At 46.4% G+C, this 18,721-nt stretch carries 14 protein-coding genes; 3 read left to right on the plus strand and 11 right to left on the minus strand.

Annotated features, from left to right (window positions below):
• Positions 1–23 precede the first annotated feature (23 nt).
• Complete coding sequence (locus MCUP_RS04715) at positions 24–2,912, plus strand: hypothetical protein (RefSeq protein WP_048057485.1); 2,889 nt, start codon at positions 24–26, stop codon at positions 2,910–2,912.
• A gap of 123 nt (positions 2,913–3,035) precedes the next feature.
• Here the strand turns inward: MCUP_RS04715 and gapN are convergent, their stop codons facing one another.
• The 6 genes from gapN to MCUP_RS04745 form a co-directional block, all read right to left on the minus strand.
• Positions 3,036–4,547 (minus strand): NADP-dependent glyceraldehyde-3-phosphate dehydrogenase, encoded by a 1,512-nt coding sequence (gene gapN, locus MCUP_RS04720; RefSeq protein ID WP_013737546.1) that lies wholly within the window; start codon positions 4,545–4,547, stop codon positions 3,036–3,038.
• 314 nt (positions 4,548–4,861) lie between these two features.
• Entirely contained in the window at positions 4,862–5,827 is a 966-nt protein-coding gene (locus tag MCUP_RS04725; RefSeq protein WP_013737547.1) for an alkaline phosphatase family protein, read from the minus strand.
• Between the two features lie 291 nt (positions 5,828–6,118).
• Entirely contained in the window at positions 6,119–7,456 is a 1,338-nt protein-coding gene (locus tag MCUP_RS04730) for an MFS transporter (RefSeq protein ID WP_013737548.1), read from the minus strand.
• Positions 7,457–7,763: 307 nt separating this feature from the next.
• A complete protein-coding gene (locus MCUP_RS04735) occupies positions 7,764–8,711 on the minus strand; it encodes a glycosyltransferase family A protein (RefSeq protein ID WP_083808569.1) in 948 nt (315 codons plus the stop codon).
• Between the two features lie 316 nt (positions 8,712–9,027).
• A complete protein-coding gene (kdgK, locus tag MCUP_RS04740; protein WP_148230902.1) occupies positions 9,028–9,957 on the minus strand; it encodes a bifunctional 2-dehydro-3-deoxygluconokinase/2-dehydro-3-deoxygalactonokinase in 930 nt (309 codons plus the stop codon).
• Positions 9,954–10,823 carry a bifunctional 2-dehydro-3-deoxy-phosphogluconate/2-dehydro-3-deoxy-6-phosphogalactonate aldolase gene (locus MCUP_RS04745; protein WP_013737552.1) on the minus strand — a complete coding sequence of 290 codons (870 nt, stop codon included), beginning with the start codon at positions 10,821–10,823 and terminating at the stop codon, positions 9,954–9,956. The genes kdgK and MCUP_RS04745 overlap by 4 nt, the downstream gene beginning before the upstream one ends.
• Positions 10,824–10,969: 146 nt before the next feature.
• Between MCUP_RS04745 and MCUP_RS04750 the strand changes: the two genes are divergently transcribed.
• A complete protein-coding gene (locus tag MCUP_RS04750; protein WP_013737553.1) occupies positions 10,970–12,427 on the plus strand; it encodes an ABC1 kinase family protein in 1,458 nt (485 codons plus the stop codon).
• Here MCUP_RS04750 and hsp14 read toward each other — a convergent pair.
• The 3 genes from hsp14 to MCUP_RS04765 all read right to left on the minus strand — a co-directional run bounded on the left by hsp14 (position 12,408) and on the right by MCUP_RS04765 (position 15,408).
• Positions 12,408–12,779, minus strand: a complete 372-nt coding sequence (gene hsp14 / locus MCUP_RS04755; RefSeq protein WP_013737554.1) for an archaeal heat shock protein Hsp14 — start codon at positions 12,777–12,779, stop codon at positions 12,408–12,410. The two genes, MCUP_RS04750 and hsp14, sit on opposite strands and share 20 nt — an antisense overlap.
• A gap of 718 nt (positions 12,780–13,497) precedes the next feature.
• Positions 13,498–14,562 (minus strand): MFS transporter, encoded by a 1,065-nt coding sequence (locus MCUP_RS04760; RefSeq protein ID WP_013737555.1) that lies wholly within the window; start codon positions 14,560–14,562, stop codon positions 13,498–13,500.
• Positions 14,563–14,580: 18 nt separating this feature from the next.
• Positions 14,581–15,408, minus strand: a complete 828-nt coding sequence (locus tag MCUP_RS04765; protein ID WP_048057486.1) for an SMP-30/gluconolactonase/LRE family protein — start codon at positions 15,406–15,408, stop codon at positions 14,581–14,583.
• Between the two features lie 125 nt (positions 15,409–15,533).
• On the opposite strand from MCUP_RS04765, the gene MCUP_RS04770 reads away from it, so the two are divergent.
• Positions 15,534–17,189: an AMP-binding protein gene (locus tag MCUP_RS04770; protein WP_013737557.1), complete on the plus strand. Its 1,656-nt coding sequence runs from the start codon at positions 15,534–15,536 to the stop codon at positions 17,187–17,189.
• A gap of 116 nt (positions 17,190–17,305) precedes the next feature.
• Here the strand turns inward: MCUP_RS04770 and MCUP_RS09945 are convergent, their stop codons facing one another.
• Positions 17,306–17,515: a PhlB family protein gene (locus MCUP_RS09945; protein WP_013737558.1), complete on the minus strand. Its 210-nt coding sequence runs from the start codon at positions 17,513–17,515 to the stop codon at positions 17,306–17,308.
• On the minus strand, positions 17,512–18,645 hold the full coding sequence (locus tag MCUP_RS04780) for a thiolase family protein (protein WP_013737559.1): 1,134 nt from the start codon (positions 18,643–18,645) through the stop codon (positions 17,512–17,514). Before MCUP_RS04780 ends, MCUP_RS09945 begins: the two co-directional genes overlap by 4 nt.
• Between the last annotated feature and the right edge of the window lie 76 nt (positions 18,646–18,721).

Genomic DNA, 18,721 nt, shown 5'->3' on the forward strand with positions numbered 1-18,721 from the left:
GTTCTTCCTGAGAGGACTTAAATGTGGTTGAGGAAGCTTTAGCACCACCTTTTGCCTCACCTCCCATTAAGGAAGACGTTGAAAAAACATATTATACCACTGGACCTCTATCAAGCATGGATCAGATAACGCGTTATCTGTTAGCTGCACTTATGGACTCAATCGTTGGGGTCATTCCGTTCTTTAATTTACCGTTTAACGAAAGCTTAGGAATAGTCCTCTTAATCGCCATGATTTTCTCTTTAATCGGCAGCGACCTATCACTGACTCTACCAGTGGCTTTAGTTCCCTTCACTTACTTCTCCCACTCTTACGTTCTCCTCTTGAGCTCTGCCTTAGCGTCTCTCATATCCTATTACCTTAAGGAATTGTCCACATCGTTCCTAGGTTTTCTGGGACTTTCGCTTTTAGTCCTCAACGTTCAGGCTGGTTTACAGGTCGCGGCGTTCTCTGCATTAATAATCTCCTTGGTTTACCTGAAACTCGACTTAAGGGGAGGCCTTATAACAGGTTTAATATTAATAATTGTAATAAGTCTTCTTAACCTGAAACCGGGGGTAAGTTCCTCCCTTGTTAACCCACTTTCGCTTACGATGTTTTACTCCTTTTTATTTAGCGTTCTAGGGATTGTAGTGGAGGATAGGAAGTTACCTAGTAGGTTCCCAAGGACTCCCACAGCGCTCCTGATATACCCTCTCGTTACTCTCATCTTAGGTTCCCCTGAGAGTTACTATTGGTGGTCCTCGCTCTCATTTTACTTTAATCAGAGCCCGCTTTCCCTTTGGGTTCCCTTTTCCTACTTCCCTCAGCTCAACCAAGCGTTAGGGACCTGGGCTCTATCTCACTTAACGTCTCACTTCCTCGGAGCTTTCGGAATCAACGTTTACGTAGCCTCATTGACTTACGTTTCAGGGATCACCTCTTTTTTACTTTTCAAAAAGTTTAACTCTAGGATTTCAACCATTCTCGCACTGGTCTATCAGTTGCTCTCTCCCTTTCAAGACCCTTATCTGCTTTTAGGTTACGCAGTTCTCCCTTTCTTAGCTTACCTAACCACAGTTAAAGTTCGCAATCCCATCAAGTATTCAGCTATAATGCTGTCCTCAGTGATCGGATCCTCATTCGTTTTGTTTCCGGTTTCGGCCATAGTTACCTCAGTTCTCACCTACAAAAGGGAGGCTGGTTGGATATCTTTAGCTATCTTAGGTGCGAACTCCTTCTGGATAATACCTTATCTAATTTTTGGGGGTCCGGTCTCTCCTGTAATCTCAAACTATTTCTTTCCCTTAGCCTTCATAATTCCCGCAGTTATGATCCTCGCAAAATGGGTTGAAAAAACTAGAGTCGTGATAGCTGTAGGCTCTTTAGTTTACCTTCTCTCAGGTTTACCGTGGAACGAGGCGCTTTACCCCGTTGCTATACTATCCTTATTGCTCCTGTTGAATGAAGACGTAAGAAAGGCGATCACAGGAATAACGATCTTCCTGCTGTTGTTAGCCTCTGTTTTGCAGATCGCGAACTACCATTCCATAGCGGTCCCCTCCGAGATAGCTAAGATTGACAAACAGGTTGAGAACGCGACGCTAGTTTCATGGAACTACTCCTTTCCCCTACTCTCTTCCGCCCCGGTTAACTTCTCGGTCCTACCTAGCTCTCTCGTTCAATACTTCGTAAACGGTAATGGTAACGTTACGTATAACGAAAACTATACAGGGTTGATTAAGCTTAGGTCCATATTGCCGGCTAACCTGAGCGTAAGTTATGCAACTTGGAAACCTGAAATCGAGGGTGAAACCATATTGAACTCTACTCACTTCTCCCTTAACTACTCCTCAAACAATATCTCAGTTTCGGGATCAACGTTTGAGGCGTTAAGGGGAGGTCAGTTCATCGGATGGAGAGTTCCGAACCTGACGAACTTCTCAATATCGATCGTTGGAGATTGGGTTGTCTCGTCGTACTCGGAAGACTTCTTCTTAACCTACAATCTGTCCAACCAAAGTTCTTACCCTATTAACTTCAACACTCTCATAATACCCTTTCAGAGCAATAGTGAGCTGGTTCTCTTCAACGGCTCAAGTGAGTTTCGTTCTATAGGGAGTGGAGCTCCTTTACCACAGAGGGGTCCCTTTAACGTAACCTTCTCGTTCATAGAGGCTGGCAATAGGACTACACTCTACTCCGAGACCGTTAATGGTAGAGAGTTTTTAGAGGAAGTTAACACGACCTTACCTGATAGGGATCTCGCTTTCGGGTTTTTAATACCGATACATGACGAGCTCAACTTGAGCCTGGTGGAGATATCCTACTTCTTCCCAATTAAGGTTACTGAGAGTTGGGTTTCCTGGTACTCATCCGTCCCTGTGACCGTGAGGCTAACCTCTTCAGTTCCATTGAACGGGACGCTTTACTACACCTCAACGCCAATAAAGCTTGAGGTTAACGGGAGCCCTATAACTAATGGATCCACAGTTCAGGACCTGAAGGAAATCAACTTCTTGACTGAAGGTTTCGTTAACATAACCATGTTAAAGTCCGTTGACTCTAAGACAGTTTACGTTGTGGGTAGGCCAAACGTTAACACAAGTTATTCCTTTAAGGTTACTCCAATCCTCAACGGAGAGAAGATAGTGACTGAGTCTGAGCTCCCTTTAAACTTCTCAGTCTATAACATGGGATATGCAGTTAAGGTAAACGGGATATTCATTAAAGGGTATAATGGAACTCTACCACCTGGGAAAAACGTAGTTGAGCTAGTTTACCCCAGTTACTCCACGATGGAGTACGTTGGATTAGGCGTTTCGCTACTTTCCTTTGCTCTCGCCATTTTACAAGACTACGTTAGGTCTGGGCTACTCCTTTTAACGACTCTGACGAGATCTTCTAGGCTTAAAGCTAAAGGAGGATCTTAACTATGTCCTTCACTGGAGGAAGGCGAGTTTAGCTTCACGTTTAAATCACTTCACATCCAAAATCTTTTCCATGATTTTCATCCGAGCTTTCAGACCAGGCGTTCAGACCACTATTTAATCAACTCACATGTACTCCCAAACTCCCTTCCCCTTGTAATTATACACCACCGTTTTGTACGTCGTTACGTGCTCAATGGTGTAGCCTATCCCTTCCCTTCCTAAACCCGAGTCCTTCCTCCCTCCAAAAGGGAAGTAACCTATGCCGTGCCTAGGGAAGTCGTTAATGTAGATCGCTCCCACCTCTAACATCCTTATAGCCTTCCTTATCTTGTTTATGTCGTTGCCGAAAACGGACGCGTCCAACCCATATCTCCTTGAGTTGCTCAGGGATATCGCTTCGTCTACGTTCTCGACCTTAACCATCACCGCTACCGAGAGGAATACCTCCTTTTTATAAAGGTATAACTCCTTCACCCTCTCCTTTTCGATTTCTAAGAGAGTTGGCTCAACGTAGTTGTCCTTTATCCTCTTACCCCCAAAGAGGATCCTCGCCCCCTTCTCAGTCGCGTCTTTGATTGCGAACTCTAACTCGTCAACTGTACCCTTCTCTATCACCGGGCCCATGTTCACCTCCTCCCTAGGGTCTCCAATCTTAACCTTCTTTAGTTCCTCAATTAAAGTCCCCTTAAGCGGATCGTAGACGTTAGGCTCTGAGAACACGAACTTTATCGAATCGCAACGTTGACCGCTGTAGGAAGTCATTGAGGTCGCGATCTTTTGGGCCGTATAGGTAGGATCAGAGTCGTCTAAAACGATCGCGGAGTCGCCACCTCCCAACTCCATAACGTATTGCTTCACCCCTCCTAGTCTGATAACCTTCTCTCCAGTCTCAGTGCTTCCGGTGAAGGATATCACTCCGATCCTCTTGTCGGAAATGATCTTGTCCATCTCCTTGCCGGGGACTGTGAGAACTCCGAGTCCGTGTCTAGGGAATCCGGCAATCTCTGCTATCCTGGCGAAAAGCAACGCAGGCAAGGGAGTTCTGCTTGCCGGCTTGATCAGTATCGCGTTTCCTGCGACCGTTGAGTAAACGAACTTGTTAACTACGTCAAATAAGGGATAATTAAAGGGAGTTATAGCTAGGACGACTCCCACAGGTTCCCTCCTCACTATGGCCTCCGTTTCCAAGCTTTCAGAACTCCAATCTCCCGGTACGTATTCTCCGTACAATTTTCTAACGTCCAGGTCCGCTCTAATCAGTCTTTCAATGGACGCGTTAACCTCACCGTTTGCCGCAGCTCTAGTTTTCCCGTTACCTACGATCAGCGCTTCGATCAGGTCTTCCCTGAACTTGTCTAAAAGCGACGCCATGTCATGAAACGTTTTGAGCCTCTTCTCACCCGGCATATCCCTTACTTCCCACCTTCCCTTCTCATAGATCTTGGTGAGCGCCTGGTCTATCATTTGGTCGGGTATCCTCGGGACCCTGGCGAAAACTGTTAAGTCTATAGGTGAGATGACGTCTTCAAACTCCTTACTTGAGACCCAATCGCCAACCAAGTAAGTCTTAAACGACGGGATCTTAGAGTCGAATGACACTATCTCTTTAAGTTCAGGAGATATCTTAAGTTCCATAAGAACATTGTGTAAGCATGGAATATATTCGTAACTGGAAATCATAGAGGAAGGTTGTGGTGGGAGCACCTAAGTTTGATGAGGTTCATTGGACCTGAGCTGTTGAAACGATTTAGGAACTTGACGATTGAGACGTTCCACCTGATAACAACGTTTTCCCTGCGTTTACTCCTGCCTTATCGAATTTCCTCAACGTCCTAACTAGTCATCTCTTTTTGAAGAGTTCAAATTCCACGTTCCCCAACAATGAACGCGTTAAGTTAGTCAGGAGAGAACCGTTCTCCTATCATTGAAATTAGTGGATAAAAAGGATTTTATTTTTGATATATCTTTAGAGGTATCTCCATCTCATCCTTTGACATGCCGCCGTGAGTGCCGACGTAAGTTGCCTCCTCGTCCTCCCAATACATGTACACCCTGTTGTCAGTGGGAACCGCCGCGTAATCTGGAACGTTAGGTCCTCCAGTTATCTTAGTCAACTCCTCCCTGTTCAACGTGATGAGACCAATTGCGGATAAGTAATCGGATGGGTCCCTTCTAGACATGAACATTAAGTTCCTATGATCTCCGTAAGGAGGCAGATCTACGTAATTCAAAAGGTCCTTATCTAACTTAACCACTCCCTCCACAGGTACGTGTCCGTGATCGGCGGTTACGACTACGCTGTATCTCTGCTCTAGCTTCTCAGCTAACTTACTGGCTAGGTTTACGGTCTCCCTCGCCGTTTCCACCGTGTGTACGGAGTTGGGTCCGAACCTGTGACTCACCGAATCGACGTAGGGTAGATAAAGGAAGACGAACTTGGGATCGTTCCTTTCAATCGTTTCCAACGTTTGCGTCACGGAGTCCCAAGGGGAGGAATAGGTGACAACGTTGCCCAGCTTCCTATAGAACTTCGTAGCCAGGTTATAAGAGGGGGAGACTATCAGGTCCTTCTCTCCAAGGTAGGTATTAACTCTAATTTCGCTGTCCTCTTTCAGCAAGTTGACTATCCTCCCGTTTTCCTTATCTAAGATCCTCCAACCCATTATCCCGTGAACTCCTGGAGGTTGAGACGTAAGCAAAGTCGTTATGACCGTGATCGTGATTGTCGGGAAGACGGAGTGTATCCTCTCAGCCTGAAAGCCGATCTTCTGAGCTAGTGAGTAGCCTAGGCCGTCCACAAGTATTACGACAACTCTATCCTTCTCAATGAGCTTGGTGCTCCTCCCTTGAATCGCGTTCTTAATTTCCTCAGAGAGAGAGAAAATTCCGTTCTTTAGATCAGGTTGTGTTATCATAACGGATATAAGTACAGACGGTAAATAAATATTCCATATAAAATTAATATATTACTATATATTAACTAGACATCTATTTAAACTATATAGCTTGATGAGTTCAAACGTTCTATAAGGACTTTTTACGTTCTCACTTGGTTGGATCAGAAGTTCAAGCTTTCATCGTTTGGGACTAGTCGCTTGTTACAAAGCGAGGAGGGCCCCTTCAACCGTCACTTTGACGAGGCCGTTAAAGAAGACGTCATGTACCTTAATCAGGAAAAAATGAGATGTAAGATTAAAAATTCTAAACTATTTGGTCGCTTCCTCGCTTTGAGCCTTTACCTCCCTTAACGCGCTTAGCCCGGACACCTCTATCTTAGATAGGCTCACCCTTGCGGGCTCTGGTAACATCATTGATACTCCGGCAGCACCTATAGCTATCACGCCTAGCGTTATCATGGTCGCGAATATCCCGAAGTCGGCCAAGAGTATTGGAAAGAGAAAGGTGGTGGTAAGGACTCCTAGTCTCCCACCTAAAACCGTTATGCCCTGTGTCACTCCTCTGATTTCGGCTGGGAAGAGCTCCACTCCCCAAAAACCTACGATTGTTCCAGGCCCAAGTGAGTTGAAAATTGAACTTATTCCGTAAACTAACAACGTGACTATAGCACTAACCTTCCCTAAAAGAAAAGCGAACAGTAGCGTGGTTAAGCCCATTCCGACGAACCCTATGGCCTGTAACTTTCTCCTTCCTAGCCTATCGTTGGTCATCGCGCTTACGAAGTTCCAAGGAACAGAGAAGGCCGCCAATATGATCAATTCGAAGAGCACTCCGTTTATTCCAAGCTTTTGAGCTATAACGCTAGGGCCGAAAAAGACCCCTGAGTAAGCCCCTATGTCATACAAGTACCAGCTTAGCGCCGCTAAAAGAAGTACAGACAACGATATCCCGGACACTCTCTTAACGTTTTCTAGGAACGTCCTCACGTTATATCTCTCCCCAAGCTCCTTCAAGTCCCTCTTTATGAAGAGCAGGTAATGTGGCGTCTCAGGATACCTTCTCCTAGCAATTATCACAGATATTGCTGGGACGGACCCTAACGCTAAGACAGCCCTCCATAGGATATCTGAAGGTAGAAAATACCCTAGAGTTAGGGTGACAACGGCCGAGACTAAGGCTCCTAAGTTCCACATAACTCCTCCGGAGATCCCTAACATCTTACCCCTGTCCTTTCTGTTGGAATATTCGGCGGCAACGAGAGGGGAAAGAACGTAGTCCGCCCCTATCCCTAATCCCAATAGGAATCTCAAGAAGACAAGTTGAGATGGAGATGAGACGAACGCTTGAAGTAGCGCTCCCAAGGTCATTAGGGCTGCGTCCACACCGTAAAACCTCTTCCTCCCGTGTTTTGCTAGGTAACCGAAGATCAACGCTCCTACTATGTTACCTGAGATTATTGATGCGAAGAGGTATGTAGACAAAGTTAACAATGAGGATCCGAAGTACGCCATTAAGGAAGTTGTAACCAAGGCGGCAGCCGTAAGGTCGTATCCATCCACTATCTGTCCCGCACCAGCTATTAACATGGTCTTTATGTGAAAAGAATTCAATTTTTTCTCTTCATATTCTTTTAAAGGTTCTTCCATACACCTAGGATATTTATAGAAAATAAAAATATAATCACTTTATTTTATATAGATAAAAGTAATAGCAATAATTCTCTATAGATATACATAGTTTAAGGTAGACCTTTCAATTAAGTTGAGATCATCGCTTTTGGAAGGTTTATCACTCTTACCTTAAGCTGGTTGATAAAAAGATCTCATAGCCATCCGGATTTTCACCGCCGTGTAAAGGGTAACGTTGAGGTAGCTCTCTCAGCGATCCTCCTTGAGTCTTCAGCCTTTAAATGATAGCTAACGTGTTCTAGGGTTGAAACGTTGAGAAATTATCCTATGAACTTAGAGAGAGCTGTTCCAAACCTTTGACGGCGTCTCTGAGCCTTTCCCTAATTTCAGATGGGGAGAGCCTGTTTTCAATACCCTCAATCGCCAAATCTATCCCAGCGAGGGCAGCTCTCCTGTAGAGTCCGACCCTGCTCAAGCTTACCATCAACCTCAAGGTGGTAAGTCCCCTAGGTTTGTAACCCATTAGGTTTGCAGCGTAAGGGAAGAGGAAGTGTTCAATCGTTAATTCGAGTTTCCCCTTTAGGTCCTTTGGCTTGCTTAAGGTTAACGAAGGGGCACCATATTCTTCCCTTTCGACTCTCATGTTCACTGCTCCATCCGTGATCTCTCCAGTGAAGAAGCCTTTCTTTATAGCGTGAAGTGCTAATATGTCCTCATGATGAAACCCACGGAATGTGTAGCCAGGGAGCTTAAGATCGTGATAAACCTCTCTCTTTATGCTAGTGTTTTCAGAAGATAAAGTTATGGTCTTAATAACTTTCGAGTGGGGAGGCCTACCAATATCTGTGGGTATTCCATACTGAGTAAGGTATCCTACGTATCCAGCGAGGTCTTTAGAGTAAGGTCTGTAAACTAGCTGTTTGAGAAGGTTTCTTAGTTTATGTCCTAAAGGATGTTTGATTTCCCTCGTTTTAGTTATTTTTCCTCTTAATGCACCGAATCTTGGATACAGCTCGTGAGATTTCAAATGATCTTCAACCCAAGTTTCCGACGGGATGTTGTCATCATCTAAAGTTATTAGAATCTCCCCTTTAGCGTTGGAGTAAATGAGGTTCACCGCCTCTTCAATCTTTCCCTCCTTTTGTTCAACTATCTTAATAGATAAATTTTTTGAGTAACTCTCCAACATAATCGTGTTGAAGTCGTTAGGAGAAGGCTTATAGACTACAATCGTGTTGAAGTTGCCATAGGTTTGCTCAGTTAGTTTTTCCAGGACTAACTAAGGTAAGCGCAATTTGACGCGTTGGTGAGACAACCGTCCATCGACTCTTGTTTAAGGATCATTGATTAGAAAAGCTTCAGATGATTGAGATGTCACAAAGGATATCAGTTATTGATCCCGCGTAACTGAACCAGGCTCGTTACCTTAATTAAGGGAGGTCCCTAACTTCCTCAAGCTAGACGATGAGCGCTAGGGAAAAGGGCTACCTCATGTGAGTGAGGAGGCTAGATCCCTAATCTCAACCTTTGAATCTCCTAAAATGCCTGAGCAGTGCACAGTTTACCCTGTTAAGAACTTCTCAGTTAAGTTAGCTGTTCCTGACTCTCTCAAGGAACGTCTCAATGTCCTTGATTGAAGGTAAGTTCTCTTGGTCCCCTCTGATCGTGACGTTTAACGCTGAGCTCACCACGGCGTAATCCAACGCCTTCTCAATGGGGAAACCTGACGTAACCAGGGAAAGGAAAGTCCCCCCTAACGCGTCGCCGGCCCCTACAACGTCTCTTACAGGAACCGAATAGCCGTGAGAGAAGTGTTTCCTCCCCTCGTAGTAAACTGACGCCCCATGAGGTCCCTCCTTCATTATCAGAACGTCAGTGTACTCCATTAGAGGTTTAACGGGATCCTCCACCTTCCCTAAGAGAATCTCCGCGTCCTCCCTATCCGTTATTAAGTACTTGACCGGGTGAACCTTAAGTAACCTCATTATCGTTTCCCTTGCCTTTTCAGGGGTCCAGAGCTTGAGCCTTATGTTGGTATCGAAAGATCTGACCTCGTTAAGTGAGAACGCCTTGAAGACCGCCTCTTTAGCTGTCTCAGATATGGCCAACGTTATCCCGGTGGAATGAACAAGGTTAGCACTCTTCACTAAGCTCTCGTCGACGTCATCTGGATTTAGGTTACTGCCCGCACTCCCCTTCCTATAATATATGGACTCGCTCTGAGAAGGAACTGGATAGTCTCTCTGAATGAAAAATATTCCAGTTGGACTCGAATCGAACTTTATATGACTTACGTCGACCCCCTTACCCCTTAGCCACTCAATCGCGTTGTGACCGAACTCGTCCTCCCCCACCCTACCTAAGTAAACGCAGTTGTTGCCTAGCCTCACGAATGCGACGCAGTAGTTCGCTTCGCTCCCCGCTACGTGTTTCTCGAAATAGCTTACGTGCCTGAGGGGACCAGGCGATAATGCGTTCAACTCTATTAATATCTCCCCTAAGGCTATCATGGTTTTCAATTCAAGACACCTAGGCTCTTTAGGAAGAGCTCAATCTCCCTCTTTAGTTGGTTCCTCTCTTCCTCCTCTAACGGGAAGATAGGGCCTCTGGGGCCTCCTAAGCTATACCCTTGAGTAGTCTCAGTCAAAACGTACAAAGCTGAAAGTTGACCGTATTTCCTAGCTATGTCAACTACCGAGGATATGAGCCTCTGATAGACCATCCCTCTCTTCAGGTCTCCTCTAACTATTGAGTTCTTCATCTCAACGAACAATGTGGGTAGGCAGTTTGCCATCGACGCTACTGTCCCATCTAAGGTAAGGAGGGAGTAGAAGGCTAAGGTGTCTGAACCGTTGTACACATTCATTTTAGGGAAAGCGGACTTGTACTCTAAGGAGTGGGCGAGGTCCTGGTTAGTGTCCTTGACGCCAGCCAACTCCAAGTTAAACTTGGAGAGGAGCTTGGGGGAGATGTCGTATCCGGTAGCTAACGGGTAGTTGTAAAGGTACACCGGATGGGGAGAAATCTCAACCAGTCTTTTGAAGTAGCTAATCAACCACTTCTCTGGCAGTCTTGGGAAATAGTAAGGTGAGTATGAGGCTATCGCTTTGATCCCGTAATCTGATGAGAACTTGACTAGTTCCATAACGTTATCTATGTTAAGCTCCCCCACTTGGAATATTATCCTATCCGCGAAGTCAGCTAAGGCCTTCAAGTTCTCCTTCTTTTCCTCCTTTGATAGCGCAGGGCCCAATCCCGTAGTGCCGTTAACGAAGATGAGGTCCACCCCTTTCTGCAAGAGGTTTGAGGCGTGAGTCCTCAACGCCTCCTTATTGACTGAGCCATCTGGGTTGAAAGGCGTTAGAATAGGAACCACTATTTCCATAACGAATGATTGCAGACGCTGAATAAAAACCATGCGCAAATCTGGGACGGGACTTTAAAGCTAGATAGTTGAGTTTGCACCGGTCTCGCTCGGTGTCCCCCTTTAACTCTCATAGAGGTTATTTACCTCATCCTCAACATTATATTGTGTCTATCTCTAGGGCAATAACGATATTAAGGAAGATGACTCCAAGGGTACTGAAGTACAGGGACTTTAGGAAAAGGATATTGAAAGGGGAGAAAGTACCGAGGGAGGAGTTAGAGGAGGAGGCAAGGAAGTTCGTAGATACCATGATAGAGTTAGGACCCACTTTCATTAAGTTTGGTCAAGTTCTCTCAGTGAGGGCGGACGTCTTGCCTCAGGAGTACATGAAGGAGCTTCAGAGGTTACAGGACGAGGTCCCCCCTGCTAAGTTCGATGAGGTAAAGGAAGTGATCTTCAGGGAGGCAGGGGACGTCATACAGGAGGTCGACCCGAGGCCGCTAGCCGCAGCTAGTTTAGGTCAGGTTCACGTAGGTTTGTCCAAGGATGGGAGGAAGGTGGCCATAAAGGTTAACAGACCCGGTGTGGAAGAGATATTAAGGGAGGACATTTCGGTCATCAAGACCTTCTTACCTTTGACAAGGTTGATTTTAGACTCCAGTTTGGTTGAAACCCTCTCGATGATCTTTAGGCAGTTCTCCTCACGTATCTTCGAGGAGCTCAACTACGAGAGGGAGGCGTTTTACACCTCGAAATTGAGAGAGGAACTAGAAGGGTTCAGAGTTAAGATACCTAGAACAGTTAAGGCTACAAAACGCGTGTTAGTCATGGAGTACATTAAGGGTTATAAGATCACCTCTCAGGAGGCATTGAACAAGTTCGATAGGAAGGCTCTAGCTTGGAGGGTATTCAAAACTTTCGTTTATCCCGTCCTAACTTCGGATTACTTTCACGCGGATCCTCATCCAGGAAACGTAGCTATAGACGATGAAGGGTACATAATTTTATACGATTTCGGCATGGCAGGTTTCATAGATAGGGAAACGAGGATTAAGCTGATAAGGATGTACGTTACGATAAGTAGGGGAGACCCCTTAACGCTGGTGAACGTTCTGGATCAGTTAGGAGCTATTCAGCCCTACGCGGACAGGAAGGTTTTAGCTAAGGGTTTCGACCTAATGATAAGGGAGATGAAGGGCGTCCCCGTTGATCAGTTGGAGTTGGAGGAGTTCAACAGGTTAGCTAGCGAGGCGTTCTTCAAGTTTCCGCTTAGGTTGCCTGAGAAGATCGCTCTCTACTTCAGAATGTCGTCCGTCTTAGAGGGGACGTGTAGGATGATAGATCCGGATTTTGACTTCCTACCAAACCTGGTGAGGTTGGTTGAGGAGGAGGGACTCATGAGGTTGGCCATCATCGATGAGGTTATGGATTACGTTAACTACTTCACCACACAAGTAAAGGAAAGGATGTTAAGGACTCCGATCCAAGAGAGGAGGAGAGAAAAGAGGTGGATTGGATTGCCGGTCGTATTGGCGTCCTTTCCTGTCTACCTGTTCTTAGGGGACGTTCCGTCCATTTTAGTCGCTCTACTAGGAATAACAATCACTCTATCTTTACCTTAGCGGCTCCCTCTATGGGAATCTTCAAAGTTAGAACTCCGTTTTCGTACTTCCCTGCAACCTCGGCGTCCTTAGGTACCTTGACAGGAAGCTTTATCTCCCTATAGATCCTCGATGGCCTTTGTGCCAGGTGTTTTATCCCTCCCTGCTCAACGTTCCTCTTACCTTCAACCCTCAACAGTCCATCAGAGCTGAGCCTTATACTTATGTCCGACTTCTCAAAACCAGGCATGTCTAAAATAACTAACAGGGTGTTACCTTGCTCGTATATGTCAGCTGGAGGGAGAACCCTCTCGTAAAACTCTTTAGTTAACTCGTTCAATTGTTTGCTTATCTCTCTTAAAATGATCTCCATAAAGTAAAGGTCGAATAAGTGGATAAAAAATGTTGCTCACTTTCTCCTTAACCTTCTAAACAACCAGAATATAAAGCGCAGCGTTTTCCATTTCATAGAGTTAAGGTACTCAACGTTATTATTAACGTTTTCTATCTAAAAGTTCCTTAATTTTCAGTAGACGTTAAATTTCCTCTCGTTTTCTTTGCTCACAGAACTTGGTACTGCACCACTCGTGACCAGCACGGCGTGTCAACTCCCATTCAACGGTCTAAGAGGCACTCTCAAAGGCTCTTACGCTTGAGAAACTCAAAAGGTGGAGGTAAAAAGGAGTTCAATACCTCTCGTTGACGAGAGCGCCAGTGTTGTTTTCCCACAAGCCAAGGTCAGTTGTACCTTTCCTGACCCGTTTCGATTACAGTTCCTTGACCTCCCTTGAGGTCTAAGGTTCCTTCCCTCACCTACAGTGGCTTCGCGAGGCCTTGAGCTAAAGGAAAGCTCACGCGATCCATCTCCAAGAGGTTAACCTCCATTGCTGCGTTGAAAACAGGAGTTATGATACAGATTTCCAACTGAACGTAACGTTCGCTAGGGCGTTGCTAGAACGGGTACCTAGTTTAAATGTACTCTTCGAACTGGCTGAGTTCAAGAAAGTCTCCATCCGGGTTAAGAGCTCACCTAGAGCGTTAAACTTATTAATACGTAGCTAGCGCTCTCCCAAGGTTTTGCTCTGAGGCCTCTATATGGAGAGCATTGATATCATAGAGAAGACTAAGGAGATTAAGGGAAGCGCTATAAACGTCATTCTCTCCCCAAGTAAAGAAAGAGAAAGTGACGTCAACAAAACGGTCATCCCTCCAGATAAAAGCGCTGAAATCTGATAAGCCAAACCGACCATGGTCACCCTGTGCTCAGGTTTGTAAAGCTCAGCTAAGTATGCCGCCTGAGGAGCGTAACTCAAGGTATCTCCGAGGCCGAAGACGAGGAAAGACAACATCGTTAGAGCGAAGTCCTTTAACAGCGCAGAGACGATAAGGACGAGAACGGAGGAGAACATTAAAATCGTTCCGCCCCTCATGACCTTCGATTTCCCTACAAGATCCGAGAGGACTCCTATGGGGATCATAAGGATAAGCTCCTCAACGCTTAGGACTAAGATCGGAAACAGACCTACCCTAAGTCCAGCCTTTAAAAGGAAAGGTATGGAGAAGGACGTGAAGAGGTAAAAGTTAGAGCTCTCTCCCGCCTTTATCCCCACGCCCTTAAGCAGGGCTTTCACTCCATGCCTTTCTAATCCAGTCCTAAACCTAGTTGGTTCTGGAAGGGAAATTGAAATGATTGACAACAAAGCTGACATAAGAGAAGGAAACAGAAGGGTTAGAGGGGTTATAGCCACGCCTAGCGAGAGCAGGAGTCCCGCTGGAACGGAGAGCTGAACTAAGCTAGTCCACGATCCTCTCATCTGATCTACGCTCTCAGCAAGAAAAACTGAAAAGCTGGACCATCCTCCCAGGGCCAATCCTATTAGGAAGGGCGAGACAACGTATATCCTTAAAACGACGAGGAGATCCCCCAAGAACAGTAAGAAGAAAACCAAGTTAATGGACACCTTCCTGCCCAGAAGGTCCCCTAACCTCCCAAAAAATAGTGCTCCCAGGGGCCTGGCAGAGAAGGCTGAGACGTAGAAGAGAGAGTTGAGGACGAGAGGTCCCTTAAGATATATGGATAGTATACCTATCGAAAAGAAGGAGAACCATAACGTAGTGGTTCCCATGAAGGTTACAAAAGGGATCCTCCAATCCATGGTAGCACTTTATCTTAGTTAGATGTTTTCCCAAGATTTACAAATGTAATGTTCTCTTCCTTTGCTTTCAGTTTCCATAACGAATACCGAACCGGCTAACTCCTCTCCCCCCTTTGAAGAGGAGGTTATGAAAACTTGATTCAACCCTTCCCCTCCGAAGGTGAGTGACGTGACGATCTTCACGGGAGTCTTGATCACGTTAACGGGCCTCTTAGAGAAAGGTTCCCAAACAGTTATCATCCCTCCCCCGTAGTGAGCTACCCAGATCAATCCTTCCGAGTCGACCACCATTCCATCCGGAACTCCTGGATAGTCCTCAGTCTCTATTGCGGCCCCAAGGCTCTCAAGCTCATCGTCTCTAACTCTGAAGGCGTAAATCCTCCTCTTAGGGCTGTCCACTAGGTAATACATGTCCTTGTACCAATCCATCCCGTTTGACACCGTTAAGTTCTTTTGCTTGACCTTGAACTCACCGTCAAAGACGAACAGCTTACCCAGATTTTTCTTTTCCTCCAAGTCCATGGTTCCAACCCAGAATTTCCCGTCAGGGCCGCACTTCCCATCGTTAAATCTGACCCCTCTCTCCTCCACCTTGCCGATCAAGTGAAACCCGTTTGAGTAGCGATAGAGCGAGAGTCCAGCCGCCACTACGAGCTTACCCTCGTCCTTCGTGAGCCCTAGGGCTGAGATCATCGAAGGAGAGTCAACCTCCTCGTCCTTCCCTTCCCTAACGACGTGAAGTTTCCCACCTAATATGTCCACCCAATATAACGTTTTGTTCCTGGAATCCCAAACGGGTCCCTCTCCCAAAACGGCTTTGGACCTCACAAATATTGATGGATTCATTGAGATAGAAATTTATTAGCGATTATAAATGTACCTGATCGTTCGAAACGCTCTCGATCAAGGTTCCTGACGTCAGAATTACTTCAAATGCAATCCCTTATTAATTTGAGAGTTAAATTTGATCTATGGACTACGCTGAGGCTTCAAAGCTAGCCTTGGAGAATCCAGAGTCTTACTGGTCCCCGTTCGCGTCTAAACTCGCTTGGTACAAGACCTGGGATAAAGTTGAGTTAAACGGGAGGTGGTTCGTAAATGGGGAGACTAACTTAGCGGAAAACGTTTTGAGGCATCAAGGGATCGCGTTGATCTGGTACGGGGAGGGGGAGAGGAGGGAGCTATCCTATTCCGAGCTCTCGGGATTGGTGGAGAAGGTTTCCTCACTGCTTAAGGAGAGGGGTGTAAGGAGGGGAGATAGGGTAGCGATACACATGCCTAACCTTCCCGAGACCATAGCGACCATGTTAGCCTGCGCTAAGATGGGGGTAACGTACTCAGTCATATTCGCTGGGTTAGGAGCGGCTGCGGTAAGAGCTAGGATAGACGATTTGTCCCCAAAGCTAGTGGTGAGCACTCAATACACACAGAGGCGTGGGAACAAGATCCTCCTCTTAGGTGGGGACTTGGTTCTCAATAGGGGATTGGAACCGTTAGACGAGCGGACCGAGAGCGAGAGGATAGAATCGAATGAACCCATGATGATCATGTACACGTCAGGAACTACAGGCAAGCCTAAGGGGATAGTCCTACCTCACGGATCTTGGATGGTAGGGCATTACGTAGTGTTCGACATAATGTTCTCGCTGAGACCTGGAGACAAAGTGTTCACTACGGCTGACGTGGGCTGGATAACCTTCTCAAGGATAGCTTACGGTACGCTCCTTCATGGAGGTACTCTCGTGTTCATGGAGGGAGCTCCTGATCACCCTAGAGATAGGATACCCTCCATCATGAGGGAGGAAAGCCCAAAGGTGTTCTTCACTTCTCCCACCCTACTGAGGATGCTGAGGACTTCAGACGTGAAGTTGGAGAGGATAGAATATCTAGCCACCGCCGGGGAGATATTTGACGAACCCTCTTGGGATTACGCTATGAAGTTCGCGGATAAGGTAACCGACGTTTACGGACAGTCCGAGACTGGGTACGTCGCTGGAACCCCTTTCGCCCTCTCAGTAGAACCTAAGAAGGGATTCGCTGGAGTACCGTTTCCTGGGGCACTTCTCGAGACCGTAAACGAAAACGGGGAGGTAGTGAGGGGAAGACCGGGCTACCTAATACTAAAGGGTTCCTTTCCAACCAAGTTTGTAGGAGTTTGGAGGAACGAGGCGAAGTTTAAGGAGTACGAAAGGTTCGGAGGACACGATACGGGAGACGTGGCGATATTTGAGGGGTCTTTCCTTAAGATAGTGGGCAGGAACGACGATATGATAAAGATAGCGGGTCACAGGATAACAAGCGGTGAGGTTGAGGACCTCGTATCTAAGATCCCTGGAGTAAGGGACGTATCTGCAGTCGGGGTGCCTGATGAGATTAAGGGCGAGAGACTGATTCTTTTCGTCGTAGGAGAGGTGAGTTCAGAGACGATAAGGGAAGAGGTCAAGACGAAGTTGGGTCCGATCTACTTAGTGGAGAAGGTGATAAGGGTTAAGAGGTTACCTAAGTCGAGAAGCGGAAAGGTCGTGAGGAGGGTCCTGAGAGATCTGGTCATGAACAAGGAGGTAGATCCCACTATATTGGAGGACCCTGAGGTAATAGATGAGATAAAGGAAGCTGTAGCTAAGTGAGCGCTAAAAACTTTTGGAAACTCACCTGGTATTCAAGATAACTCAGCGTTAGCTCAGTTTAGAGCGATCTTAACTTCAAGTCGTTCCAGGCCTCCCCCTAAGCGCACGTCTTGGCGTTATTTAATCACTTCAAAGACCTTCACGCCATTAATCGAGGAGAGGCAATACTCAATCTGCTCCGGAAAACCAGAGGGGGTGACAAAGAGCTTAACGCACTCGACTTTCGAGGGTTCTCCATCCTCTTGATGAAACTCATCTCCCCCGCATTTGCATACCCCTCTGGGTTCGAAATATTTCCTTCCGCACTTATTGCACACTAATATCAAATCTCATCACCTAAAACTATTGCCGTGGCGGAGTTTCCGAAACCTGCCATGCTGACGGTCAATCCTACCCTGGCCTCCTTAACTTGCCTCTCTCCTGCCTCACCTCTTATTTGTAAGAAACCTTCTATCACTTGCCCTATGCCGCTCGCCCCTATGGGGTGACCCTTAGAGTTCAGCCCTCCGCTTGTGTTTATTGGGATCTCTCCATCCACCCCTGTCATACCGTTAAGGTAGTAGGTCCAACCCTTCCCCTTCTCCAAAAGGCCCAACGCCTCACCCTCCACGATCTCAAGGATCGTGGCCATATCGTGAAGCTCAGCGAAATCTACGCGTTCAACCTTTGCTCTCTTCATAGCCAACTCTCCAGCGATTTTAACCGCTTTCATCTCAAGGATGTCCTCCCTATCTGTTATGTGAGAGGAGTCCGATCCCATTGCCACCCCCTTAATGAAAACCGGCTTTGAGGTGTAGCTTAGAGCTTCCTCATCACTTGTAATTAGGACTGAAGCCGCTCCATCGCTAATCGGACAGAACTCGTATTGCCTCAGCGGGTCGGCAACGACTGGGGAGGATAGCACTTCTTCCAACGTTATCTCCTTCCTAATGTGGGCGAAAGGATTCCTGGCCCCATTCCAGTGGTTCTTAACCGAGACCTCAGCTATAGCCTCTCTGCTCGCCCCATATCTCCTCATGTAGATCTTCGTCATGATTGAGGCTAAACTGGGTAGGGAAATCCCTATGGACCTCTCCCTCGGAGGTAAAAGCGAGGAGATCACTGAGGTGACCTCTCTAGTCTTCATAGTTGACATCTTCTCTACACCTATCACCAGGATGGCCCTAGCCTGACCCGAGTCGATCAGACTTTTAGCAACTAAGATGGCACTACCACCGCTCCCGCTCGTGTTGTCAATCCTGATCGAAGGTATCTCATCTAGCGAAAGATAGGAGGATATCAGGTTGTTTATACCGGATACGTTATTGAACTCCCCTGAATAAGAGTTGGAAATTAAAACGAAATCTATATCCTTAAACCTCCTGATTATAGGAAGAGAGGATTCCTTAGCTAACTGGAACACGTCCTCCTTCCTCTTGCCGAACCGGGTTAGCGAAGCGTCAACTATCGCTACCATTTTATCGAGATGATCTCCAAGATTTAAATTTTTAATTTTAGGTTCTAACAGCACTAGGAAGCAACTAATTTCATTG

The sequence above is a fragment of the Metallosphaera cuprina Ar-4 genome, from assembly GCF_000204925.1.
GTDB lineage: Archaea > Thermoproteota > Thermoprotei_A > Sulfolobales > Sulfolobaceae > Metallosphaera > Metallosphaera cuprina.